The following is a 22,077-nucleotide window of genomic DNA, read 5'->3' on the forward strand; positions in this document are numbered from 1 at the left end:
GGACGTGGGGCCGGTGACCGGCCTCAGCCCCTGACGCGGGCGGTGAAGAGGAGGTACTCCCAGTCGGCGCCGCCGGCGTCGCCCAGCTCGGCCAGGGCGCGGTCCAGCGCGGCCGCGTCCTCCGGCCGGTCGGCCAGGTGCCGGTAGGTGACGATCGTCGGGCCGTAGTTGCGCTTGAAGTAGTCCCGGAAGGCGGCCCCGTCCGGGAAGTCGACGTGAACCGTGTGGCGCTCGGCCACCACGTCGGTGACCCGGTCGCCGAACAGCGACCGCACATGGGCCTCGTCACCCCACAGCGGCGGCGGCTGCGCCCCGGGCGGCGGAGGCGGCGCGTAGGGCTTCATCGTCGCGAACATCCGGCCGATGAACCCCGACGGCGTCCAGTTGATCAGGCCGATCGTCCCGCCGGGGCGGCACACCCGCACCAGCTCGTCCGCCGTCGCCCGGTGGTGCGGGGCGAACATGACACCGACGCACGACATGACGACGTCGTACGACGCGTCGGGGAACGGCAGCGCCTCCGCGTCACCCTCGACCCACTCCAGCGGGACGGGTGCCGCGGCCCGGCCCGCCTCCAGCAACTCGGGTGTCAGGTCGCTCGCGGTCACCCGCGCGCCGGCCAGTGCCGCCGGGACCGCCGCGTTCCCCGAGCCCGCGGCGACGTCCAGCACACGCTGCCCCGCGTCGACGCCGCACGCCTTGACCAGCGTCGTGCCCAGTTCCGGGATGATCTCGGTGGCGACCGCGGGGTAGTCCCCCAGCGCCCACATCGCCCGGTGCCTCAGTTTCAACTCGTCCATGCTTCCGACGCTAGAAACCCGACTGCGCAGCGCCTAGTACAACATCTGTACCGAGGTCTACCGTCGGCTCATGGGCGCGTCGTACTACCAGTTCTGCCCGGTCGCGAAGGCCATGGAACTGCTCGACGAACGGTGGACGATGCTGGTCGTCCGCGAGCTGATCGCCGGCAGCCGGCACTTCAACGACCTGCGCCGGGGTCTGCCCCGCATGTCGCCGACGCTGCTGTCCAAGCGGCTCCAGCAACTCGTCAACGCCGGCATCGTCGAGCGCCGCCCGGAGGGTGCCGAGGTGTGGTACGAGCTGGCCCCCGCCGGCCAGGAACTGGCGCCGATCGTCACGGCCATCGGCAACTGGGGCGTGCGCTGGATCGGCGAGCTCGGCGACCGCGACCTCGACCCGAAGCTGCTGCTGTGGGACATGCGCCGCAACGTCGACCACGCCGCGCTGCCGCCGGGGCGCACGGTGGTGGCGTTCCGGTTCCCGAGCGCGGCGCCGCAGGTGCGGCACTGGTGGCTCGTGCTCACCGCCGCGGAGGCGGACGTCTGTGACACCGACCCGGGGCACGAGGTGACCGTGCGGGTGACCGCCGACCTGCGCGGCCTGATCGACGTGTGGCTCGGCAACCGCCGGTGGTCCGACGCGCTGCGCCGCGGCGACGTGGAGATCGACGGCCCGGCGTCGCTGCGGCGGGCGCTGCCCGGCTGGTTCAAGGAGATGGCCTACGCGAGCGTCCCACGCCCCGCCTGACCCCGCCGGGTGACCACCGACACGCCGGGTCGGCGTGCGCGGGTGCGTAGCCTAGCCGCGTGACGACGGTGCGGGAGCTGATCGACGGTGTGGTCCGCGGCGGCGGGGACTACGAGGCCGGGCTCGACGCGCTGACCGTGGCGCCGCCCGCCGAGGCCGATCCGGCGCTGTTCGGCGCGCTGGTGGAGGCCGCCGCGCGGCTGTGGAAGGGCGGCTGGCAGCCGGCCGAGTTGCACCGGGCGACCGTGCGGCGGGGACGGCCGTCGCTGGGCGGGCCCGTGGTCGACGTGGTCGCCGCGCACCTGCGGGAGTTTCCCCGGCGGACCGTGGACGAGCGCTGGCTCGCGCAGGCCGATGCGCTGGGCGCGGCCGTCTGGTGGGGCTCCGACGGTTCGTACGTCGCGGAGCTGGCCGCCCGCCGCCGCGCCGGCCGGGTGCCGGTCCTCGACGACCTGCTGACCCTGCTCGGCGTGCTCGCCGAGTTGCCGGCGATCGAGGTGCTCGTACCGCCGCCGGGAACAGCGCCACGCGTGGACCCCGCGGCGGCCGGGCGGGTGAATCCGCGGCTGCTCGAACGGGTCCGGGCGCTGCTGGCGAAGGCGGAGTCGACGACGTTCCCCGCCGAGGCGGAGACGTATACGGCCAAGGCCCAGGAGCTCATCACCCGGCACAGCATCGACGAGGCACTCACCAGCGCCGGCGGCACGACCGCCGTGGTGCCCTTCGCCCGCCGGATCGGCGTCGACCACCCGTATGAGGGTGAGAAGGCCTCGCTGCTGAGCGCCGTCGCCGAGGCGAACCGCTGCCATGCCGTGTGGTCACCGGACTACGGGTTCTCGACCGTGTTCGGGTTCGACGCCGACATCGACGCGGTCGACCTGCTGTACACGTCGCTGCTCGTCCAGGCGAACCGGGCGATGGCCCGCAGCGAACCGCCGGGCGGGAAGGCCGGGCGGGCCCGGCTGAAGTCGTTTCGCCAGTCGTTTCTCGTCGCGTTCGCGGTACGGATCGGCGAGCGGCTGACCCGCGCGGCGGCCGAACTGTCGGCGGCGGCCGTCGCCGAGCACGCCGACCTGCTGCCGGTGCTGCGATCCCGCGACGAGCAGGTCCGCGAGACGATGCAGCGGGTGTTCCCGCGGACGGTGCGCGGGCGGGGCAGCCGGGTCGACAGCCGCGAGGGCTGGGAGTCGGGCCGGGAGGCGGCGGACCGCGCCGAGCTCTGATCCGTTCGGGTGGGGCAGGCTCTGTCCGGTCGGGTGATCTGCGAGCGGCGTGCTGCTCGGCTTCATCGGTGTCATCGTCGGCATCGTGGTCGCCAGCCGGGGCAGCGCCCAGGCGGTGACCGGCGCGTTCGTCTCGAAGGGCGGACAGTTCGTGGAGCTGGCGAAGGCCGACGAGCGGTTCGCCTACACCCTCTCCCAGGCCGGCGTCCGCAGCTGAGTAGAGCTGGCCGCACCCTCCGCCGGCGGTGGGTGCGGCCCGCCTCCCCCGCCCTCAGGGGGTCCGTGGGGTGAAGTCAGAGAGCGCTCTCTCAACATGCCCCGCGAGACCGCCGATTGTCAAGACACTGCCCGAGAGAGCGCTCTCCCTAGAGGTCGTTCTCGGTCCGCAGGCGCAGGCCGTAGGTGGTTGCGACCCGGTCCCAGCAACGGATGAAGTCACGCTTCGCCGCCGTCGACCGTTCGGTGGCGTACAACGCCTTGCTGTAGGCCATCGCGGCCCGGCCGGTCGACCGGCAGCCCTCCCGCTGCACGGTGAGCGCCCAGTCGAGGAACGCGTAATCGGTCTCCAGCGACCGCTCCAGCGACACCGCGAGCAGCCGCCGCACCTCGGCCCCCGACTGCATGGCGGAGACGTCCAGCCGTACGACCGCGTCCTGCTGCACCTGCCGCGCCTGGGCGGTGGTCCACAGATCCTCGACGGCGCCGTCGACGCGCTCGCACCGCAGCAGCAGATCGACGGCCGCGACCAGCCGGGCGCGGCTCACGGTCCCGGACTCGAGCAGCCCGTCGACCACCATCGCCTGGCGGGCCGCCCGCACCTCACCGTGCCGCCCGCGCAGCGCCGTCTGGACGGCGACCGCGGCGAACAGTGCCACGAGGACCCACACGAGCGCCCGCACATCGACCAGTGTCGCAGGACGGCACCCGTCCGGCGAGTCAGCGACGGGCGCCGGCGACCGCGACCGGCAGACCGGCCCGGCGCCGCGCAGGGCAAACGGTTACCGGCACGATCGGTGCGGGTATGGCGCCGGGCATGGGGCGTCAGGTCGTCACCGGCGACACCCGATCGTTCTTCGGCCAGCCGCGGGTGCTGGCCAACCTGTTCGGCGTCGAACTGTGGGAACGGTTCTCGTTCTACGGCATGCAGGGCATCCTGCTGATCTACCTGTACTACTCGGTCCGTGACGGCGGACTCGGCATCGACCAGCACACCGCGACGAGCATCGTCGGCGCGTACGGCGGTTCCGTGTACCTCGCCACGATCCTCGGCGCCTGGGTCGCCGACCGGCTGGTCGCCCCGGAACGCGTGCTCTTCGGCAGCGCCGTGGTGGTCATGGCCGGCCATGTCGCGCTGGCGCTGCTGCCCGGCATCGGCGGGGTCGCCACCGGCCTGGCCCTCGTCGCCATCGGCAGCGGCGGGCTGAAGGCCACCGCCACCTCGCTCGTCGGCTCGCTCTACACCCCGGACGACCCCCGCCGCGACGCCGGCTTCGCGCTGTTCTACCTCGGCGTCAACGTCGGCGCCCTGGCCGGCCCGCTCGCTACCGGGCTCCTGCAGCAGCGTCTCGGCTTCCACTACGGGTTCGGGCTGGCCGCGATCGGCATGGCGGCCGGCCTGACGCAGTACGCGTTCGGCCGCCGCCGGCTCGCCGGCACCGCGCGCCAGGTGCCCGATCCGCTGCCGCGGTCCCGGCTCCCGTTCGTCGCCGCGGGTGCCGTGGCGGTCGCGGCGGCGGCCGTCGCCGTCGTGGTCACCGGGATCCTGCCCGCGGCGCGGCTGGCCACCGCCGTCGTCGTGCTCAGTGCCGCCGCGGCGGTCACCTCGTTCGTGGTGATCCTCACCGGCCGTGCGGTGACCGGGGCCGAGCGGCGGCGCATGGTCGCGTTCATCCCGATGTTCCTGGCCAGTGCCGTGTTCTGGTCGCTGTACCAGCAGCAGTTCACGGTCGTCACGATCTACTCGGACCAGCGGCTGGACCGGCGGGTCCTCGGATGGGAGATGCCGGTGTCGTGGGTGCAGTCGATCAATCCGGTGTTCGTGATCCTGCTGTCGGGCGTGTTCGCGGCGCTGTGGACCCGGCTCGGCGACCGGCAGCCGTCCACGCCGGTCAAGTTCACCGCCGGTACGGTCCTGATGGGCATCGCGTTCCTGCTGTTCCTGCCGCTGGCCGGCGGCGGACCGCACAGCGCGCCCCTGCTCGCCCTCGCCGGCATCCTCCTGGTCTTCACGGTTGCGGAACTGCTGCTGTCGCCGGTCGGTCTGGCCCTGGCGACCAAGGTGGCGCCGGCCGCGTTCCGCACCCAGACGGTCGCGCTGTTCTTCCTGTCGGTCGCCCTGGGCACGGCGATGTCCGGCGTGCTCGCGCGGCACTACAGCAGCGACCACGAGACCGTGTACTTCGGCGTGCTCGGCACGGTCGCCATCGCCTTCGGCGGGGTGCTGGCGGCCCTCACGCCACTGATCCGCCGATTGATGGGCGGCGTCCGGTGAACGGTGTTTCCCGCGGCCGGTGACGGGTAGCCGATCGACAGGTGCTCCCGAAAGGACCAGCACAGATGACCACTGCCGGCGCCGCCGAATCGTTCGATCCGGCCGCCCCGGGCCGGCGTAGAGTCGGAGCATGGCCGGGCTGAAAGGCCTCGTTGTGGTCGGGGCCTCCGCCGGCGGCGTGGAAGCGCTGAGGACCTTCGCGGCCGGGCTCCCCGCCGGCCTCGAAGCGGCCGTGTGCGTGGTCCTGCATGTGCCGCGCTCGGGCATCAGCACGCTCCCGCACATCCTCAACCGGTCCGGCCCGCTCCCGGCGGCACACGCTGCGGAGGGTTGCGCGCTGGAGGCCGGCCGGATCTACGTCGCGCCGCCCAACTTCCACGTGCTGGTGAACGACGGGCGGCTGCGGCTCTCCCGGGGCCCGGCGGAAAACGGCCACCGTCCGGCGGCCGACCCGCTGTTCCGCTCCGCGGCCCGGTCCTGGGGCTCCTCCGTCGTCGGCGTCGTCCTGTCCGGGAGCCGGGACGACGGGGCGTCCGGCCTGGCGACCATCGCACGGCATGGCGGCCTCACGCTGGTGCAGGATCCGGAGGAGGCGCTCTACCGGTCGATGCCGCTCCAGGCGATGGAGCTGGTGCCGGCCGCCCGTGTCGTGCCGTGCCGGCAGATGGGTCCCGTGCTGGGCGGGCTGATCGCCGACATGACCGGCCCCGTTCCGGTCGCCGCCGTGGACGACGCCCGGGTGGACGTGGAGGACGCCATGGCGACGATGGAAGACCTCACCGCCGACGAGGCCGGCGGGGTTCCCGCCGGACTCGCCTGCCCGGACTGTCACGGCGCGCTCTTCGAACTGCCCGGCGAGCGCGCCACCGGGTTCCGCTGCCGTGTCGGCCACGCCTGGACGGCGGCCGCCCTGCTCGACGAGCAGGGCGAGGCGTTGGAGGGCGCCCTCTGGATGGCGTTGCGCAGCCTCGAGGAGAAGGCGGCGTTGAGCCGCCGCATGGCCGAATCGGCGCAGTTCCGGGGCAGCCTGTCGACCGCCGTACGGTACTCCGAGGTCAGCGCGGACGCCGAGGCCGCCGGACGGATCATCCGCAAGCTGATCGAGCAGCTCGGCGATCTCGACGACAAGACCCGGGTGGCTGACGCGCCATGACCGAGCTCGTCTGTTTCCACCAGCCGGACTTCCCGGTCACGGTCGTCCGGCCGGTCGGCCTGCTGACCTACGGCAGCGTCCCGGAGCTGCGTGATGCGGTGCACAAAGCGCTGACCGGCCATCCGGAGCTGGTGCTGGTCGACGTCAGCGAGCTCGAGGTGCTCGACGACATCACGCTGGCCGCGTTCCCGATGCTGGCCCGGCAGGCCGCCGAGGCGGGCATCCCGGTCATGCTCTTCGGCCCGTCGCCGACGTTCGCCCGGCATCTCGCGACGATGACGATCGGCCGGCAGGTGCCGGTCTTTCCGTGCCTGGACGACGCGCTCGCCGCGCACGCCCGGCGGCCGGGGCCGCGGCGGGTCGAGACCGTGCTGTCGCCCGTGCCGGCGGCGACCGCGGCGGCACGGAAACTCGTCGACCGCTCGTGTGCGCGCTGGCGCATCCGGCGGCTGCAGGACCAGGCGGCGCTGATCACGACCGAGCTGGTGGCCAACGCGGTCGAGCACGCCGGCACGCAACTCCGCGTCTCGCTCGCACTGCGCCAGCACTACCTGCACATCGCCGTCCGCGACGACAGCCCCGACCTCCCCCGCCGGGTCACGGCCGCCGACGACCTGGAGTCCGGCCGGGGACTGCTCATCGTGGAGGGCCTCGCGTCCGCCTGGGGTTTTATCAAGACCACGGACGGAAAGGTGGTGTGGGCGACGCTGCGACTGTGGCCTGGGGCGGTAGCGTAGCGGGCTGACAGCGCGCGGGAGGACACATAGCGGTGACCGACATGAATCCGGACTTCGAGGCGTTGCTCATCTACCTCAAAGAGGCCCGCGGCTTCGACTTCACCGGATACAAACGCTCCAGCCTGATGCGGCGCGTCGACCGCCGCATGTCCCAGGTGAACATCGTCGAATACAGCGACTACCTTGACTACCTCCAGGTGCACCCGGACGAGTTCACCGCGCTGTTCAACACCATCCTGATCAACGTGACCGGCTTCTTCCGCGACCCGGACGCCTGGTCGGCGCTGAGTCGTGAGGTGCTTCCCCACGTACTCAACGAACACGACGGCCCGTTCCGCGTGTGGAGCGCCGGTTGCGCCTCGGGCGAAGAGGCGTACACGCTCGCCATCGTCCTGGCCGAGATCCTCGGCCTCGAGAAGTTCCGCGACCGGGTGAAGATCTACGCGACCGACGTCGACGAGGAGGGGCTCGCCCACGCGCGGCAGGCCACGTACTCCGACCGGGACCTCCAGTCCGTCCCGCACGAGCTGATCGAGCGGTACTTCGAGTCGACCGCCGGCCGGTACACGTTCCGCAAGGACCTGCGGCGATCCGTCATCTTCGGACGCAACGACCTGGTCCAGGACGCTCCGATCTCCCGCATCGACCTGCTGGTCTGCCGCAACACGCTGATGTACTTCAACGCCGAGACGCAGACCCGCGTCCTGTCCCGGTTCCACTTCGCGCTCGCCTCCGGTGGTGTGCTCTTCCTGGGCAAGGCCGAGATGCTGCTCAGCCACGCCACCCTCTTCACCCCGATCGACCTGAAGCGGCGGATGTTCCGCAAGGTCGCCCGGACGGTGGTCAACGGCAACGGCTATCTGTCGGAGCCGCCCCAGCCGGCGCAGCGGACCGAGCTGTTCGGCCTCGACCGGCTGCGCAGCGAGGCGTTCCTGGCCAGCCCGGTGGCGCAGATCGTGGTCACCGTCGACGGCCTGGTCGCGCTCACCAACCGGCACGCCGAGACCCTGTTCGGGGTGGCGTCCCGGGACATCGGCCGGCCCTTCCGTGACCTCGACCTCTCGTACCGCCCCGTGGAGCTGCGCGGCTACATCGAGCAGGCGCAGGTGGAGCGCCGGGTCGTGAAGGTCGACAGCGTCGAGCTCACCACCGCGCCGGGCGAGACGCTGTTTCTCAACATCCAGATCAATCCGCTGGTCGACAGCGACGCGGGGCTGCTCGGCGTGGTCATCATCTTCCAGGACATGACCGCCGCGCGGCGCCTGCAGGACGAACTGGAGCACGCCAACCGACAGCTGGAGACCGCATACGAAGAACTCCAGTCCACCAACGAGGAACTGGAGACCACCAACGAGGAGCTCCAGTCGACGGTCGAGGAGCTGGAGACGACCAACGAGGAGCTCCAGTCGACCAACGAAGAGCTCGAGACCATGAACGAGGAGCTGCAGTCGACCAACGACGAACTGCAGAGCATCAACGACGAGCTGCGTGAGCGCACCGCCGAGCTCAACGACACCAACTCGTTCATGGAGGCCATCCTGACCAGCCTCCAGGCCGGTGTGGTGGTGCTCAACCGGGAAATGCAGATCCTGGTCTGGAACCGTCGCGCCGAGGATCTCTGGGGGCTACGCTCGGACGAGGCGGTGGGTCAGCACTTCCTCAACATCGACATCGGACTTTCGACCGCCCAGCTCCGGCCGCCGATCCGCGACGTGCTCAGCGGCAGATCGGCTCGTGAGGAGACGGAGCAGTCCGCGGTCAACCGCCGCGGGCGCACGGTCAGGCTCCGGATCGCGTGCAGTCCCCTGACGAGTGGATCCGCAGGGGTGATCGGGGTGATCCTGGTCATGGAACTCTCCGGGGACAGCAGACCGGCCGCGCCCACAGCGGCAGCTGCGGAACCGCCGTAGGCTCGGTCGGGGGGCCGGGAGGGGGCGACATGGACCTGACGATCACCCTGTCGAGACGGGGGGACCGCAGTCTCGTCGAGCCGACGGGCTCCCTCGACTACGCCTCCGTGCCCTACGTGCGCCAGCTCGTGTTCGACCGCTTCGACGCGGGCGACCGCCACGTGACCATCGAGCTCTCCCGCCTGCGGCTGCTCGACGCGGCCGCCATCAAGGTCCTGCTCTACCTCCAGCGCCGCGGCGAGCAGCTCGATGCCGACGTTCGCCTCGCCGGTGCCCGCGGCGCCGCGCTCACCGCGCTGGAAATCTCCGGCGTCGCGAAGCGGCTCCACGCGTACGACAACGTGGACTGGCCCGTCGCCGACCGGGACCGGCAGGAGATCGACCTCGACACGCTGCACCTCTCCCACGGCCACTGGCCCACCGAGGTCACCGACCTGCTCGCGCAGTTCCACGCGATGGACCCCGCGGACCCGGCCCGCCAGCGCGCCCGGGACCACGTCATCGAGATGTGCCTTCCGGCGGCGCAGCGGCTCGCGCGGCGCTTCGGCGCCTCCGGCGAACCGGTCAACGACCTGATCCAGGTGGCGTCCCTCGGGCTGGTGAAGGCGGTCGACGGTTTCGACCCGAGCCGGGGCATCGAGTTCGGCACCTACGCCACGCCCACGATCATCGGGGAGATCAAGCGGTACTTCCGCGATCGCACCTGGGGCATCCGCCTGCCCCGGCGCCTGCAGGAGCTGCGGCTGGCCGTCAACAAGGCGCGGGACGACCTCACCCAGTCGCTGGGCCGCTCCCCGACCGTCACCGACATCGCCAACCACCTGGTGGTCGACGAGGAGCAGATCATCGAGGTCATCGGCGCGACACACGCGTACCGGCCGATGTCGCTGGACACCCCGGCCGGCGACGTCGACGACGAGACGACGCTCCTCGACGCCGTCGGCGAGGAGGAGCCCGAGTTCGGCCTGGTCGACTTCCGGGAGTCGCTGCACACGCTCATCGGCCGGCTGCCGGAGCGCGAGCAGCGGATCCTGTCGCTCCGCTTCTACGGCAACCTGACCCAGTCCGAGATCGCCGAGCGGATCGGCCTGTCCCAGATGCACGTGTCCCGCCTGCTCCGCCAGTCCCTCGACTTCCTGCGCCGCCGCCTGTCGGAATAGCCGCCGCCTCTTGCCCGTGGGCACCCGTCTTCCCCAGCGCCCGTCTTCTCGTCCGCCCTTGTCTCGCCTTCTCGACCGGGCCATCCCGGCCCAGCCTTCTCGGCCCAGCCTTCTCGGCCCGGCCATCCCGACCCGGCCATCCCAGCCCGGCCATCCCAGCCCGGCCATCCCAGCCCGGCCATCCCAGCCCGGCCATCCCAGCCCGCCTTTTCCTCTCAGCCCGCTCTTTCCTCCCGGGCCGCCCTTCCTCCCGGAGCGGGCCGCCGGCCCCCGCTCAAGGGCCGGCGGGGTCGGCTCAACTCCGGTCGCGGATCGCGTCCCGAATCCGGTCGAACATCGCGATCGGCGGCCCGGCCAGCATGTTGGCGGCGGCGGACTCACCCGCACCGGGATGCGGCCGGGTGGGCGCCACTTTCTCGGCGATCTCGAACACCTTGGCCATCTTCCGCAGCTTCTCCGGGTCGAGGTTCTGCCGCAGGTACAGGAACTCCTCGTTCTCCTCGTGGGTGGCATGCTCGATGACCGACTCGGCGAACACCCTGAGCCGCATGTCAAACTCCGGGTGGTCGACGCCCAGGTCGTAGAGGTCGGCGAGCGCCCGCTTGGCGTCGCTCTCTTCCCGCAACCGCTGGTCGACGACCACCTCACCGTCCGGCAGTGCCTTGCGGGCCGCCGGGTGCACAATCTGCTCCTCGGCACTCTCATGTACGGCGAGCAGGCGCACCAAGTCGTGGAAGAGTTCCCGCTTCTGCTCCCCCTGCGCGGTGGCGACCCGGTTGAACAGCGCGTTGATCTCGTTGTGCTGGACGAGAAGCATGTCGACGACGTCCTGCTGGTGCACCTGTGTCACGGCCATCTCCGCTCTGCTGGGCTTCGGAGCTTCGACCCTTACCCGCCGATGGGTCCGCCAACCGTCTCCCGGCCCTGGGTAACCCGTCGTTTCGTGCCTGCCCACCGCCCGCCTACAAGTCCCTGTCGCGCACTCACCCAGTTGACCTTGGTGGCTTTCCGTGCCCAGGACCACGAATTTCGACCAAGGTCAACCCGGCAACGGCCGCCCCGGCGGCCAAACGAAGCCGCGCGCAGCCAACATGCATGCGGGCTCGGCCCCCACGACACGACAAGCGGCGACGCGGTCACGGGGCAGGCGCGGTCGCGGGGGCGGGGCGGACGCGGGCGCGGGGCGGACGCGGTCAGGAAGGTAGCGCTGACTGAGGGGCGCGCGGGCGAGACGGTACTTCCGGGCGACCCGGATCGAGGCACGCAGCAGATCGGCCGCCTGAGCCGCGTCGTGCCGCGTGTGGGCCACGAGACCCAGCGCACGCAGGGCGACCACCTCGGACGCGGCGTCCCCGTCGCGCCGGGCGTCGCGCAACGCCGCGTCGGCGAGGACCTTGGCCCGGACCGGGTCGGCCATAACAATCGGAAGCAGTCGCTGCGCCAGGTCGTCGGCGGGGGTGAGCGCAGGCGCTGCCGTCATGTTTGCATCGTGCCAAAGGCTCGGATGTGTATCACGAGGCCGGGACGGCGTCTCCAGTCACTGGCTCTGCTGCCGGGAACTTGGCGCTGGAGTGACGGTACGTGCCGGCGGCATACTGTCGCGGATACCGGCGGGCGGGCAGCGGGGAGCGGTGAGTGGACGACGACGACGTCACACGCGACGGCCTGCCGCGGTTCCTCGACCCCGAGGACGACGAAACGGGCTCATCCGCAGCCGAGCCGGAGCCGCAGCGCAACCCGACGGTGCTGCTCGCGTCGGGCGGGGTGGCGCTGCTGCTGGTGATCGGCCTGGTCGTCGCGGCCCTGCTCAGCGGCGGCGAGGAGCCCGCGCGGTCCTCGTCGCCGGCGACGCGGCAGACCTCCGGCCCGGCCGTCCCGACGGCGAGCGCCTCGCCGTCGCCGGAGGCCTCACCTACACCGTCGCCCAGTCCCAGTTCGGTGCAGCCGAGCCGGACCAGGAGCTCGCCCACCCCGACGCGGACGGCGAGCAGCACGCCGCCGGCCACGACCACGTCCGCGTCGATCAGGCTCAGCCCGGCGAGCTTCGAGGGGCCGTGCCTGGCCGGCAGCGAGTCACCCGTGTCCACCGTGGCCACCGTGACGATCCGGGTCGGCCGGCCGGGCACCCGGGTCGCGTACAGCGTCGACGGCCGGGAGTTCACCGGCACCGCCCAGGGCACCTCCTACAGCCGCGACGTGAAGGTCCAGGTCCCGCGGCGGTCCGGCTCACACACCGTCTCCCTGAACGTCTCGGCGCCGAGCGCGGCATCCGGTTCGGCGACGTTTGTGGTGAAGTGCCGCTGATGCGTCGTCGACCCTGTCGATGAAGGCGCATGCATGAATATTCATGAATACCGCACGGTTGGTTACCATGGAAGTACCAACCGTGACGGGATCGGCGTGTGTCATGATCACCGAACGCAGCCTGCTGGTGCACTGCTCGGCGAACCAGGCACTGCGCTGCGCCCGGATCGCCGACCGGCCCGGCGGCGGGCTGGTCGTGTCGCCGCACCAGCGGGACGAGGCCGGCCTGCTGGCCACCGCCGCCTACCTGCTGCGCCAGCAGAACTTCGGCGCGCCGCTGCTGCTCGACGCCGCCCGGTATGCGGGACAGGCCCGGCTGCCGGCCAGCGCCCCCTTCAACCCGCGCTGGCTGCGCCGCCAGCGGGAGCTCGGGCTGACCGTCCTCACCGACTCCGGCTACGTCGACAGCGACGACGAGCGCGGCCTGGCCGGCATCCTGCACCGGGCCGCGATCCTGCCCGACGTCGTCGCGGTGCTGCCGCTGCACCCGCTGTGGCTGCGCGACCGGATGCACCGGGCCGTGCTGACCGGCCACATCCGGGCGGCCGGCGTCCCCGTCGCGCTGGTGCTGGAGGCCCACCGCGACCCGTTCGCGTTGCCGGGCGTCGTGGCCGGGCTGCTCGAGGTGCTGCGATGCGAGGTACCGACGCTGCTGCTCCGCAGCGACATCTCCGCCCTCGGAGCGCTGTGTCACGGCGCGCTCGCCGCCGCTGTCGGCACGGTCGGCGCGCTGCGGCACCTCGCGCCGAAGCTGCCCGCGCCGCGGCCGGTCCCGCGGCCGGCGCCGTCCACGGTGTTCCGCCCCACGCTGTCGTATCGCCGGCTCGGCGCGATCGCCCGGGCCAAACGCGGTCGCGCCGACCCGCAACTGTGGGGCTGCGCGTGCGAGGTGTGCGACGGCCGGGACGTCGACTGGATGGCCGACCTGCCGGAGCGGGAGCGGGAGGTACCAGCGTTCGAGCACTCGATCCGCGTGCTGCGGCAACTGCGGGAGGAACTTCTGGGTGAAGGCGTGCCGGCGGAGGCGAGCCGGCGCAGTTGGACCGCCCGCTGCGTCGACGCCGCCTACCGGTCGCGCGAGCTGGGCTGGCCGCCCGCGCCCATGCTCGCGCATTGGCGGGAGGCGGCCCCGCGGCCGGTGGCACGATTGACGGCGTGAGGATCGACCTTTCCGGTCGTACGGCACTCGTCACCGGTTCGACACAGGGCATCGGCACGGCCATCGCACGCGCCCTGGCCGAGTCGGGCGCGCGGGTCGGTGTCAACGGCCGCTCCGCCGAGCGCGTCACCAAGGCGGTCGAGGAGCTTTCCGGCGCCGGCGAGCTCGTCGGGGTCGCCGCCGACATCACCACCGACGAGGGCCACGCCCGGGCGCTCGAGCTCCTGCCCGAGGTGGACATCCTGGTGAACAACCTCGGCATCTTCGGCAGCCGTCCGGCGCTGGAGATCACCGACGACGAGTGGCGGCGGTACTTCGAGACCAACGTCCTCAGCGGGGTCCGCCTCACCCGTACGTACCTTCCCGGCATGATCAGCCGCGGCTGGGGCCGGGTGCTGTACATCGCCAGCGACTCCGCGGTGGTGATCCCCGCCGAGATGATCCACTACGGCATGTCGAAGACGGCGCTGCTGGGCGTCTCACGCGGCTTCGCCAAGGCGGCGGCCGGCACCGGCGTCACGGTCAACTCGGTGATCGCCGGCCCGACCCACACCGGGGGCGTCGAGGACTTCGTCTACGAACTCGTGGACCGCGACCTGCCGTGGGAGGAGGCGCAACGCGAGTTCATGCGCAAGTACCGGCCGCAGTCGCTGCTCCAGCGGCTGATCGAGCCCGAGGAGATCGCCAACCTGGTGGTGTACCTCAGCTCCCCGCTCGCCTCGGCGACGACCGGCGGCGCCGTGCGCGTCGACGGCGGCTACGTCGACGCGATCCTCCCCTGACGGTTCCATGACCTCCCCGCAGCATCCCATCGGCTCCGGCTTCGACCCCTCGTCCACGGCGGTCGACGTGCTCGCCGGCGTCGACCTGCCGGGCCGGCTCGCGATCGTCACCGGCGGCTACGAGCCGCGCTTCTCGACCAACCACCCCGGGCCACGTCCAGCTCGGTGTTCGACGAACTCCAGTTCGCACGCCGCCCGGCTGCACCCCGGCAGCATCGTGACAGACTTGGCGCGGTTCCTCAGCCCGGACGAGCTCCGCACCATGGGAGTGCCGGACGACGCCGGCGAACCGATCCTGGACCCGGCGCGCGGCATGAAAACCCCGGAGCAGGGCGCCGCGACGCAGGTCTGGTGCGCGACGAGCCCTCAGCTGGCCGGCCTCGGCGGCGTGTACTGCGAGAACGTCGACATGGCCCCGTTGTCCTCGGAGGCCGGCAGCGCGGCGACGACCCACGGCGTGATGCCGTACGCGGTGGACAGCGAGGCGGCGGCCCACCTGTGGGATGCCAGCGAACGCCTCGTGTCCGGCTGCCGCCCCACCCCCCGGACCCGGACATTCCGGACATCACGGTGCATCGACGTCGGTACATGTAGCACGCTTCTCATGATCCCGAAGACTTGTGGCACCCATGGCAGCACAGAGTCTTCGGGATCATGAGAAGTCACCGACAATCTGATCGACAATTGACGATGTAGTCCTGCATTGTGGAACGGGCTCGGCACTGCGCGCCGAGACACCAGGCCAGGTCACACCACACGAATCCGGCGCCCGGCGGACCCGCTCTTGGTACGTTGGCCGGTCGGCGGGACGGGCTCATACCCATACCGAGCACCGGGCCGAGCACCGGGCCGGGCACCGGGCCGGGCACCGCACCGAGCCGGGCCGCGCGCCGGGCAGGGTGGGCTCAGAGCCAGCCGTTCGACTGGGCCACGCCGACCGCCTCGATGCGGTTCCTCGTGCCGGTCTTGGTGATGGCGGCCGACAGGTAGTTGCGCACCGTGCTCTCCGAGAGGTGCAGCCGCGCGGCTATGTCGGCCACCGTCGAGCCGTCCGCCGCTTCGCGGAGGACGTCGCGCTCGCGGTCGGTCAGCGGGTCGGGGCCGGCCGCCAGTGCTGCGGCGGCCAGCGCCGGGTCGACCACACGCTCGCCGGACAGCACGCGGCGGATCGCCGCGGCCAGGGCCTCGACCGGGCCGTCCTTCACCAGGAACCCGCTCGCGCCCGCCTCCATCGCCCTGCGGAGGTAGCCGGGACGGCCGAACGTGGTCAGGATGAGCACCCGGCAGCCGGGCAGCTTGCGGCGCAGCTCGGCGGTCGCGGTGAGGCCGTCGCCGCCGGGCATCTCGATGTCGAGCAGCGCCACGTCGGGGCGGGCCTCGAGCGCCGCCGGGACGATCGCGTCGCCGGTGGCGACCTGCGCCACCACCTCGAGATCCGACTCCAGGCCCAGCAGCAGCGCCAGCGCGCCGCGCATCATGCCCTGGTCCTCGGCGAGGAGGATCCGGATCGTCACAACGACCTGCCTACCGGCACCCGCGCCACGAGCGCAAATCCGCCGCCGTCGCGGGGGCCGGTCTCCAGCGATCCGCCCACCGACCGCAGCCGCTCGGTGAGCCCGCGCAGGCCGTTGCCCGGCGCGAACCCGGAGCCGGCGGCGAACCGGCCGTCGTCGCGGACGGCGAGGCTGGCGGCGCCGTCCACCATCGACAGGGAGATCTCGCAGCGCCGGGCGCCGCTGTGCCGGACCACGTTGGTCGTCGCCTCGCGGACCACCCAGGCGAGCAGCCGGTCGGCGTCGTCGGGCAGCGGGTCGGCGGTGCGCTGGACGTCGGCGGTGATGCCGGCGCTGGACAGGGTGCCCTTGGCCCGGGTCAGCTCGGCGGTCAGCCCGCTCCCCTCCCGGTATCCGGTCACGGCCTCCCGGATCTCGACGAGCGCGCGACGGCCCACCTCCTCGATGTCGGCCGCCTGGGCGGCGGCCGCCGCCGGGTCGCGCTCGGACAGGCGCCGCACCACCTCGGCCTTGACCACGATGACCGAGAGCGTGTGGCCGAGCAGGTCGTGCAGGTCGCGGGAGAACCGCAGCCGCTCCTCGGCGACGGCGGCGACGGCGAGCGCCTCGCGGGTCTCGCGCAGCTCCGCCACCAGCCGGCTCATCCGCCGTGCCGACGCGACGAGCAGCGAGGCGAGGACGGTGCCGACCATGGTGGTGACGACGACGATCCGCTCGACGTGATGGGCGGACCCGACGACAGCGGTGGCGGCGAGCGTGCCGGCGAGGATCGCGCCGGCGGCGACGGGCTTCGGCGTGCTCGCGTAGAGCGCCATGCCGCACGTGGACACGAACAGCAGCAGGATCAGCCAGCGCGGGCCGTAGGCGATCGCGAGGCCGAGCCCCAGCGCGGCCACGACGGCGAACGTGATGAGCCTGGCCCGGGAACTCAACTGGGGCAGGTCGAAGCCGCGCGCGGTGGCGTAGACGTAGACCAGCCAGAACAGGCCGAGCCCGAGGCCTGCGACCGGACCGGTGATCGTGGCCGCCGGGTCGAGGAGCGGAAACGTCCAGACGGCGGTCCAGACCGTCCCCGCGATCGAGGGGCGCCGCCAGGTGCTCGTCACGCCGTCCACCCTGTCACAGCGCCGCGACGCTGCGCCCGGACCGGCGGTATCCGGCGACCGCGAGGGCGCCGAACACGACCAGCCACACGGCGAGCGTCACCACGTCGGTGAGCGACGGAGCGGCGCCGAACGCCACCCGCCACGACAGGTCCGCGTAGGCATACGTCGGCAGCCACTGCCCGACCGACGCGAGCCATCCCGGCAGCAGGTCGAGCGGGAGCCACAGGCCACCGGTGATGGAGAACCCGAGATACACCAGGAGACTCAGCGGTTGTACGGTCTGTGCCGTCGCCAGGTATCCGAGGCCGATGCCGAGCAGGGCGAAGGGCAGCGCACCCAGCCACAGCAGCGGCACGATCGTGAGCCACTGCCCGGTGCGCAACTGCACGCCGTTGATCACGACGGCGGCGGCGCACAGGGCGATGACCGGGAAGATGCCGGTGGCCAGCGCGGTGATGCCCTTGCCGAGCACCACCTTGACCGGCGACAGCGGGGTCAGCCGCAGCTGCCGCAGCCAGCCGATCGAGCGGTCGACGACGAGCCCCGACGAGTAGTTGAGCAGGGCGCCGATCGCGCCGTAGCCCGCCATGGACACCATCGTGTAGGTCGCGGCGGCCGCCTTGTCCTGGCCGGTGATCGAGGTGATGTTGGTGAAGATCAGGTAGCTCAGCAACGGCATCACGACGGAGTAGACGAGCATCCCCGGCGTCCGGGCGAGCCGGCGCAACTCGAGCCGGACATACGGCAGCATCACGCCTCCCGGTGCGTGAGCGCGAGAAAGGCCTCTTCCAGATCCGCGCCGGTGACCTCCACGTCGCGCAGCAGCCCGGCCTCGGCGAGGGCGAGCACGGTGGCGTCGGCGTCGGTGGTGGTGAGCACCGCCCGGCCGTGCCGCTCGGCGACGGCGACGACCCCGGGCAGTACCGAATAATCCTGCTCTTCGAGACGGACGCTCACGGTCCGCACGTCGACCCGCCGTTTGACCTCGGCGGCGGTCCCGTCGGCGATGACCCGGCCGCGGTCGAGGACCACGATGCGGTCGGCGTTGTCGTCGGCCTCCTCCAGGTAGTGCGTGGAGAACAGCACGGTGCGGCCGTGCGACACGTAACCGCGCATCGCGGCCCAGAACGCCCGCCGCGCCGCGACGTCGAGCGCCGCCGTCGGCTCGTCGAGCACCAGCAGGTCGGGCCGGCCGACGACGGCCATCGCGAAGCGGAGCCGCTGCGCCTGCCCGCCGGAGAGCTTCTCCACCGTCCGCCCGGCGAGCCCGGTCAGGTCGGCGAGGTCCAGCGCCTCGTCGACCGGCATCGGATGGGGATACACATCGTGGAGGAACCTCAGCAGGTCACCGATCGTGGACCTGGGCAGCAGCCCGCCGACCTGCGGCATGGCGCCGACCCGGCCGGCGGCGACCGCCCGCTGCGGCGCGTCGCCGAAGAGCCGGACGCTGCCGGTGCGCGGCGGCAGGAGCCCGAGCAGCATGAGCAGCGTCGTCGACTTCCCGGCGCCGTTGGGCCCGAGGACTGCGACGACCTCACCGGCGGCGACCCGCAACGTGACGTCCTCCACGGCCGTCACTGTGCCGTAGGCGTATGACAATTTCTCGAGCGCGACCGCGTCCATGCCGGAAACCGTAGGTCCGGCGGAAGCGCCCGGGCAGAGTTGTCCGTCTCCGGCCGGCCGTGACAAATGTCCTGTGACGCCGGTCGACGTCGACGGATGCCGCGCTAGCCGCGTTCGGCGAGGGGCCGGCCGTCCCAGCGCCACGACGCGAGGGCCGGGTGCCCGGGCAGCTCGCCGCGGCCGGTGGCCCACAGCAGTGCCTCCCACGGGTCCGCGTGGTCGGGCACGTCGACGAACAGCCGGTCGAGCACCGCCCGGCAGAGATCCGCGGGCGGCTTCCAGGACCGGCCGACGGTGTCGGCCACGTCCCAGGCGTGGACCAGCACCTCGATGACCCCCATCGCGGCGAAGCCCGCGGGGTCGCTGATGCCGTAGGTGTGCCAGCCGCGCCGGGTCGGTGGTGCCGCGTCGACGACCCCGGCCAGCATGGCCCCGCACGCCTCGAGGGAGCGCAGCAGGCCGGGTGTGCCGGCGGAGCGCTCGACGAAGATCGTGCTCGACGGACCGCCGTCGCGCATCGACTGCCACACGAACGGCAGGTAGCCCTCCTGGGGCGGGTCACCGGGCGCGATCTGCCCGGCGTAGGCGAACAGGTCGTCGGCCATATGCTCGACCGTCTCCCAGCACGTCCACGACAGCGTGCCGGCCGGCCGGTCCCAGCCGTCGTCCGGCACGTCGCCGAACGCCTCCCGCACGAGCGCCACTGCTCGCAGCACGTCCGCACCGTTCATCGTCACGGCGCCGACCGTAGCAGCCCCCGGCCGACCACGTACGCGACCCGCAGGCATCGGATCGCGAGCGCCAAGCCGCGCGTGTCGAGCCCCTCCGCGCTGCGCTCCGGAGCGGTCACGATCGGGGCTCGCGGCTCAGGTACAGGCGGCGGACGACCGCCTCGATGTCCGGCTCCTCGATCGTCAGGTCGTGCACCTGGGCCCGGGCCGCCACGGCGGTGAGGATCGCCGCGACCGTGGTCTCGCCGGGCCTGAACGACAGTCGCTGCCGCAGCCCGCCGCCCTCGACCCCGGCCAGCCGCGCGCCGGGCACGCCGTCGAGCGGACCGGCGGGCTCGGTGAGGTCGAGCACCACGATCCGTTCGGCGCCGACCTGCTCGGTCAGGCCGGCGAGCGTGCCGTCGAAGGCGAGGCGGCCGTGGTCGACGACGAGGACGCGCTCGGTGAGCCGGTGCACGTCGTCCATGTCGTGGGTGGCGAGGAACAGGCTGGTGCCGTGCAGGGCGCGCTGTTCGATGAGGAAGACGCGCAGCCGCTCCTTGCTCAGCACGTCGAGCCCGATGGTCGGCTCGTCGAGGATCAGCAGCTCCGGTGAGTGCAGCAGCGCGGCGGCGACCTCGCCGCGGATGCGCTGCCCCAGCGAGAGTTGCCGGACCGGGGTGTCGAGGAACTCGCCGAGATCGAGTCGCTCGGCCAGCTCGGCCAGCCGGCTCGCGGCGGCCGGCCGGGCCAGCCGGTGGATCGCCGCGAGGGCGCGGAACGAGTCGCGCAGCGGCAGGTCCCACCACAGCTGGCTGCGCTGCCCGAAGACCACGCCGATCCGCCGGGCCAGCTGCCGGCGGTGCCGCAGCGGCTCGAGCCCGCAGGTCCGCGCGACGCCCTCGGTGGGCTTGAGGATGCCGGTCAGCATCTTGATCGTCGTGGATTTTCCGGCGCCGTTCGCGCCGATGTAGCCGACCGCGGCCCCGGCCGGGATCGTGAACGTGAGCCCGTCGACGGCCGTGACCGCCTTGAACCGGCGGCGCAGCCCTTCCACCTCGATGATCATGACCCCGTCCCCGTGTAATGCCGCAGCCCCGCCCGCCAGCCCAGCAGCGCGACCACCCAGACCGCCGCGGCGGCCACCGGCGTGCACCAGCCGATCCACGGCGGCAGCCCACCCGGCGCCGGCAGGCCGAGCAGTGTGAGCACCGGCAGGTAGGCGGCGAACGCCGCTGGCACCACAAACGTGAACAGCGTCCGCAACGGCACACCGTAGACGCTCGCCGGGAACTGTGCCGCATAGTTCCCGCCGTAGGTGAACGACGACGTGAACTCGGTGCCGTCGACGAGCCAGAACTGGACCGCGGCGGCGCACACGAACAGCGCCGCGAAGATGGCGGTGCCGGAGCACACCGTCAGCGCGACGAGGGCCACGTCCGCCGCGTCCCACCGGATGTCGGACCGGGCCAGCGCCACCGCCGCGAGGACGGACCCGGCGGCGGTACGGCCGAGCCGGCGCAGCGACAGGTCCGCGGTGACGAGCTGGACGAGCACCGGCAGCGGCCGCAGCAGGAACGCGTCGAGCGTCCCGGTCCGCAGGTACGACGGCAGCGTGTCGAGGTGCCCCACGACGAGGTCGGCGAGGCTGAACGCGATGTGCCCCAGCGCGAACACGAGCAGCGCCGCCTCGAACGTGAGGCCGCCGAGCACCGGCACGTTGGCGAAGATGACGTAGATCTCCAGCAGGCCGCTCACCGTGGCGCCGACGCTCGCCACCACCTCGATGGCGAACGATCCGCGATACGTGGTCTGCGCCCGCATCCGCAGGGCGACGAGCGTCAGGTACGGGTCAGCCACCCTGCACCACCAGCTTACGGGTGCCGATGCCGAAGACGAGCCGGCCCGCGCCGAGCAGCCCGCCGACCCACGCCGCCTGGACCGCGACGGCGAGCAGCGCGGCGGTGCCGGTGAGCCGGCCGGTGAGCACGTCGACGGGGACCTGCAGCATCGACGGGAACGGCGTGACCTCGGCGATCGCGGCGAGCCACGGCGGGAACCAGTGCACCGGCACGGCGAGCCCGGACATGACGCCGGTCAGCAGCAGGTACAGCGTCATCGGGCCGCGCAGGTCCAGCAGCCAGAACGCGGTGAGGTTGACCAGCCACCGGCAGGCGAACGACACCCCGATGGCGAGCACGACGCTGAGCAGCCCGAGGACGTACGGCAGCGGCGTGCCCGGCAGCGCCAGGCCGGTCACGACGGCACCGACCAGCAGCGGCGGCAGCCCGCGCGGCAGGAGCACGAAGGCCGCCCGGCCGAGGTCGGCGGCGAGATACGCGAGCATCGGGTCGACCGGGCGCGCCAGGTCGACGGCGACGTCCCCGGTGCGGATCCGCTCGGCGAGCTCCGTCCAGGCGAAGAAGTAGATCGGGCCGATGAGCGCCTGGCCGAGCCACACGTAGGTGGCGCCGGTCATCGCGTCGTAGCCGCCGAGCGTGCCGCCCGCCACGCCGACGGCGGCCCCGATCACCGCGGCGCGGATGAGCCCGAAGACGGTGTTGGTGAACGCCCCGGCGAACGCCGCCAGCCGGTAGGTCGACCACCGCCGGAACCCGAGCCCGACGAGCGTCACCCATGCCGACACGACGAGCGAC

Annotated in this window: 24 protein-coding genes; 12 read left to right on the top strand and 12 right to left on the bottom strand. The window is 72.3% G+C overall.

What is annotated here, in order from left to right; all coding sequences use genetic code 11:
• Positions 1-23: 23 nt before the first annotated feature.
• On the bottom strand, positions 24-800 hold the full coding sequence (locus tag Dfulv_RS37710) for a class I SAM-dependent methyltransferase (RefSeq protein WP_259858594.1): 777 nt from the start codon (positions 798-800) through the stop codon (positions 24-26).
• A 70-nt stretch (positions 801-870) separates the two neighbouring features.
• Between Dfulv_RS37710 and Dfulv_RS37715 the strand changes: the two genes are divergently transcribed.
• Genes Dfulv_RS37715 through Dfulv_RS37725 form a run of 3 tightly spaced genes read left to right on the top strand, consistent with a single transcriptional unit; the run spans position 871 to position 2,988 of the window.
• Entirely contained in the window at positions 871-1,548 is a 678-nt protein-coding gene (locus Dfulv_RS37715; RefSeq protein ID WP_259858595.1) for a winged helix-turn-helix transcriptional regulator, read from the top strand.
• A gap of 59 nt (positions 1,549-1,607) precedes the next feature.
• A complete protein-coding gene (locus Dfulv_RS37720) occupies positions 1,608-2,771 on the top strand; it encodes a DUF2786 domain-containing protein (RefSeq protein ID WP_259858596.1) in 1,164 nt (387 codons plus the stop codon).
• Positions 2,772-2,820: 49 nt separating this feature from the next.
• A complete protein-coding gene (locus Dfulv_RS37725; RefSeq protein WP_259858597.1) occupies positions 2,821-2,988 on the top strand; it encodes a hypothetical protein in 168 nt (55 codons plus the stop codon).
• Between the two features lie 148 nt (positions 2,989-3,136).
• Here the strand turns inward: Dfulv_RS37725 and Dfulv_RS37730 are convergent, their stop codons facing one another.
• Positions 3,137-3,670, bottom strand: coding sequence for a hypothetical protein (locus Dfulv_RS37730; RefSeq protein ID WP_259858598.1), 534 nt, complete (start codon positions 3,668-3,670; stop codon positions 3,137-3,139).
• Between the two features lie 134 nt (positions 3,671-3,804).
• Between Dfulv_RS37730 and Dfulv_RS37735 the strand changes: the two genes are divergently transcribed.
• The 5 genes from Dfulv_RS37735 (at position 3,805) to Dfulv_RS37755 (ending at position 10,222) form a co-directional block, all read left to right on the top strand.
• A complete protein-coding gene (locus Dfulv_RS37735; protein ID WP_259858599.1) occupies positions 3,805-5,262 on the top strand; it encodes a peptide MFS transporter in 1,458 nt (485 codons plus the stop codon).
• Positions 5,263-5,392: 130 nt separating this feature from the next.
• Positions 5,393-6,415 (top strand): chemotaxis protein CheB, encoded by a 1,023-nt coding sequence (locus Dfulv_RS37740; protein ID WP_259858600.1) that lies wholly within the window; start codon positions 5,393-5,395, stop codon positions 6,413-6,415.
• Complete coding sequence (locus Dfulv_RS37745; RefSeq protein WP_259858601.1) at positions 6,412-7,152, top strand: STAS domain-containing protein; 741 nt, start codon at positions 6,412-6,414, stop codon at positions 7,150-7,152. The genes Dfulv_RS37740 and Dfulv_RS37745 overlap by 4 nt, the downstream gene beginning before the upstream one ends.
• A gap of 41 nt (positions 7,153-7,193) precedes the next feature.
• On the top strand, positions 7,194-9,062 hold the full coding sequence (locus Dfulv_RS37750) for a CheR family methyltransferase (protein ID WP_259868869.1): 1,869 nt from the start codon (positions 7,194-7,196) through the stop codon (positions 9,060-9,062).
• Between the two features lie 29 nt (positions 9,063-9,091).
• Positions 9,092-10,222, top strand: coding sequence for a SigB/SigF/SigG family RNA polymerase sigma factor (locus Dfulv_RS37755; protein WP_259858602.1), 1,131 nt, complete (start codon positions 9,092-9,094; stop codon positions 10,220-10,222).
• Positions 10,223-10,517: 295 nt separating this feature from the next.
• Here the strand turns inward: Dfulv_RS37755 and Dfulv_RS37760 are convergent, their stop codons facing one another.
• Positions 10,518-11,078 carry a hemerythrin domain-containing protein gene (locus tag Dfulv_RS37760; protein WP_259858603.1) on the bottom strand — a complete coding sequence of 187 codons (561 nt, stop codon included), beginning with the start codon at positions 11,076-11,078 and terminating at the stop codon, positions 10,518-10,520.
• 183 nt (positions 11,079-11,261) lie between these two features.
• Positions 11,262-11,702 (bottom strand): hypothetical protein, encoded by a 441-nt coding sequence (locus Dfulv_RS37765; protein ID WP_259858604.1) that lies wholly within the window; start codon positions 11,700-11,702, stop codon positions 11,262-11,264.
• A gap of 155 nt (positions 11,703-11,857) precedes the next feature.
• On the opposite strand from Dfulv_RS37765, the gene Dfulv_RS37770 reads away from it, so the two are divergent.
• From Dfulv_RS37770 to Dfulv_RS37785, 4 genes are all read left to right on the top strand, one after another.
• Positions 11,858-12,526: a flagellar basal body-associated FliL family protein gene (locus Dfulv_RS37770; RefSeq protein ID WP_259858605.1), complete on the top strand. Its 669-nt coding sequence runs from the start codon at positions 11,858-11,860 to the stop codon at positions 12,524-12,526.
• Between the two features lie 67 nt (positions 12,527-12,593).
• On the top strand, positions 12,594-13,685 hold the full coding sequence (locus Dfulv_RS37775) for a hypothetical protein (RefSeq protein WP_259858606.1): 1,092 nt from the start codon (positions 12,594-12,596) through the stop codon (positions 13,683-13,685).
• Positions 13,682-14,467: an SDR family NAD(P)-dependent oxidoreductase gene (locus Dfulv_RS37780; RefSeq protein ID WP_259858607.1), complete on the top strand. Its 786-nt coding sequence runs from the start codon at positions 13,682-13,684 to the stop codon at positions 14,465-14,467. The genes Dfulv_RS37775 and Dfulv_RS37780 overlap by 4 nt, the downstream gene beginning before the upstream one ends.
• Before the next feature lie 67 nt (positions 14,468-14,534).
• Complete coding sequence (locus Dfulv_RS37785; RefSeq protein WP_259858608.1) at positions 14,535-15,125, top strand: SDR family NAD(P)-dependent oxidoreductase; 591 nt, start codon at positions 14,535-14,537, stop codon at positions 15,123-15,125.
• Between the two features lie 247 nt (positions 15,126-15,372).
• On the opposite strand, the gene Dfulv_RS37790 is transcribed toward Dfulv_RS37785, so the two are convergent.
• The 8 genes from Dfulv_RS37790 to Dfulv_RS37825 form a co-directional block, all read right to left on the bottom strand.
• On the bottom strand, positions 15,373-15,945 hold the full coding sequence (locus tag Dfulv_RS37790; RefSeq protein WP_259868883.1) for a response regulator transcription factor: 573 nt from the start codon (positions 15,943-15,945) through the stop codon (positions 15,373-15,375).
• Between the two features lie 32 nt (positions 15,946-15,977).
• The gene (locus Dfulv_RS37795) at positions 15,978-17,087 is read right to left on the bottom strand and encodes a sensor histidine kinase (protein WP_259858609.1); all 1,110 of its coding nucleotides are present in this window, start codon (positions 17,085-17,087) and stop codon (positions 15,978-15,980) included.
• Between the two features lie 13 nt (positions 17,088-17,100).
• Positions 17,101-17,838 carry an ABC transporter permease gene (locus Dfulv_RS37800; RefSeq protein ID WP_259858610.1) on the bottom strand — a complete coding sequence of 246 codons (738 nt, stop codon included), beginning with the start codon at positions 17,836-17,838 and terminating at the stop codon, positions 17,101-17,103.
• A complete protein-coding gene (locus tag Dfulv_RS37805; RefSeq protein WP_259858611.1) occupies positions 17,838-18,710 on the bottom strand; it encodes an ABC transporter ATP-binding protein in 873 nt (290 codons plus the stop codon). Before Dfulv_RS37805 ends, Dfulv_RS37800 begins: the two co-directional genes overlap by 1 nt.
• A 104-nt stretch (positions 18,711-18,814) precedes the next feature.
• Positions 18,815-19,441 carry a maleylpyruvate isomerase N-terminal domain-containing protein gene (locus Dfulv_RS37810; RefSeq protein WP_259868901.1) on the bottom strand — a complete coding sequence of 209 codons (627 nt, stop codon included), beginning with the start codon at positions 19,439-19,441 and terminating at the stop codon, positions 18,815-18,817.
• Positions 19,442-19,556: 115 nt separating this feature from the next.
• Entirely contained in the window at positions 19,557-20,489 is a 933-nt protein-coding gene (locus Dfulv_RS37815; protein ID WP_259858612.1) for an ABC transporter ATP-binding protein, read from the bottom strand.
• Positions 20,486-21,280: an ABC transporter permease gene (locus tag Dfulv_RS37820; RefSeq protein WP_259858613.1), complete on the bottom strand. Its 795-nt coding sequence runs from the start codon at positions 21,278-21,280 to the stop codon at positions 20,486-20,488. The genes Dfulv_RS37815 and Dfulv_RS37820 overlap by 4 nt, the downstream gene beginning before the upstream one ends.
• Complete coding sequence (locus Dfulv_RS37825) at positions 21,273-22,067, bottom strand: ABC transporter permease (protein ID WP_259858614.1); 795 nt, start codon at positions 22,065-22,067, stop codon at positions 21,273-21,275. Before Dfulv_RS37825 ends, Dfulv_RS37820 begins: the two co-directional genes overlap by 8 nt.
• Positions 22,068-22,077: the final 10 nt, after the last annotated feature.

The sequence above is a fragment of the Dactylosporangium fulvum genome, assembly GCF_025137375.1.
Taxonomy (GTDB): domain Bacteria; phylum Actinomycetota; class Actinomycetes; order Mycobacteriales; family Micromonosporaceae; genus Dactylosporangium; species Dactylosporangium fulvum.

Bases quoted from the DNA above. Each gene is read 5' to 3' on its own strand.
- Dfulv_RS37710 (WP_259858594.1), bottom strand. From the start codon at position 800: ATGGACGAGTTGAAACTGAGGCACCGGGCGATGTGGGCGCTGGGGGAC.
- Dfulv_RS37715 (WP_259858595.1), top strand. From the start codon at position 871: ATGGGCGCGTCGTACTACCAGTTCTGCCCGGTCGCGAAGGCCATGGAA.
- Dfulv_RS37735 (WP_259858599.1), top strand. From the start codon at position 3,805: ATGGGGCGTCAGGTCGTCACCGGCGACACCCGATCGTTCTTCGGCCAG.
- Dfulv_RS37740 (WP_259858600.1), top strand. From the start codon at position 5,393: ATGGCCGGGCTGAAAGGCCTCGTTGTGGTCGGGGCCTCCGCCGGCGGC.
- Dfulv_RS37745 (WP_259858601.1), top strand. From the start codon at position 6,412: ATGACCGAGCTCGTCTGTTTCCACCAGCCGGACTTCCCGGTCACGGTC.
- Dfulv_RS37750 (WP_259868869.1), top strand. From the start codon at position 7,194: ATGAATCCGGACTTCGAGGCGTTGCTCATCTACCTCAAAGAGGCCCGC.
- Dfulv_RS37755 (WP_259858602.1), top strand. From the start codon at position 9,092: ATGGACCTGACGATCACCCTGTCGAGACGGGGGGACCGCAGTCTCGTC.
- Dfulv_RS37760 (WP_259858603.1), bottom strand. From the start codon at position 11,078: ATGGCCGTGACACAGGTGCACCAGCAGGACGTCGTCGACATGCTTCTC.
- Dfulv_RS37765 (WP_259858604.1), bottom strand. From the start codon at position 11,702: ATGACGGCAGCGCCTGCGCTCACCCCCGCCGACGACCTGGCGCAGCGA.
- Dfulv_RS37775 (WP_259858606.1), top strand. From the start codon at position 12,594: ATGGAAGTACCAACCGTGACGGGATCGGCGTGTGTCATGATCACCGAA.
- Dfulv_RS37790 (WP_259868883.1), bottom strand. From the start codon at position 15,945: ATGATGCGCGGCGCGCTGGCGCTGCTGCTGGGCCTGGAGTCGGATCTC.
- Dfulv_RS37800 (WP_259858610.1), bottom strand. From the start codon at position 17,838: ATGCTGCCGTATGTCCGGCTCGAGTTGCGCCGGCTCGCCCGGACGCCG.
- Dfulv_RS37805 (WP_259858611.1), bottom strand. From the start codon at position 18,710: ATGGACGCGGTCGCGCTCGAGAAATTGTCATACGCCTACGGCACAGTG.
- Dfulv_RS37810 (WP_259868901.1), bottom strand. From the start codon at position 19,441: ATGAACGGTGCGGACGTGCTGCGAGCAGTGGCGCTCGTGCGGGAGGCG.
- Dfulv_RS37815 (WP_259858612.1), bottom strand. From the start codon at position 20,489: ATGATCATCGAGGTGGAAGGGCTGCGCCGCCGGTTCAAGGCGGTCACG.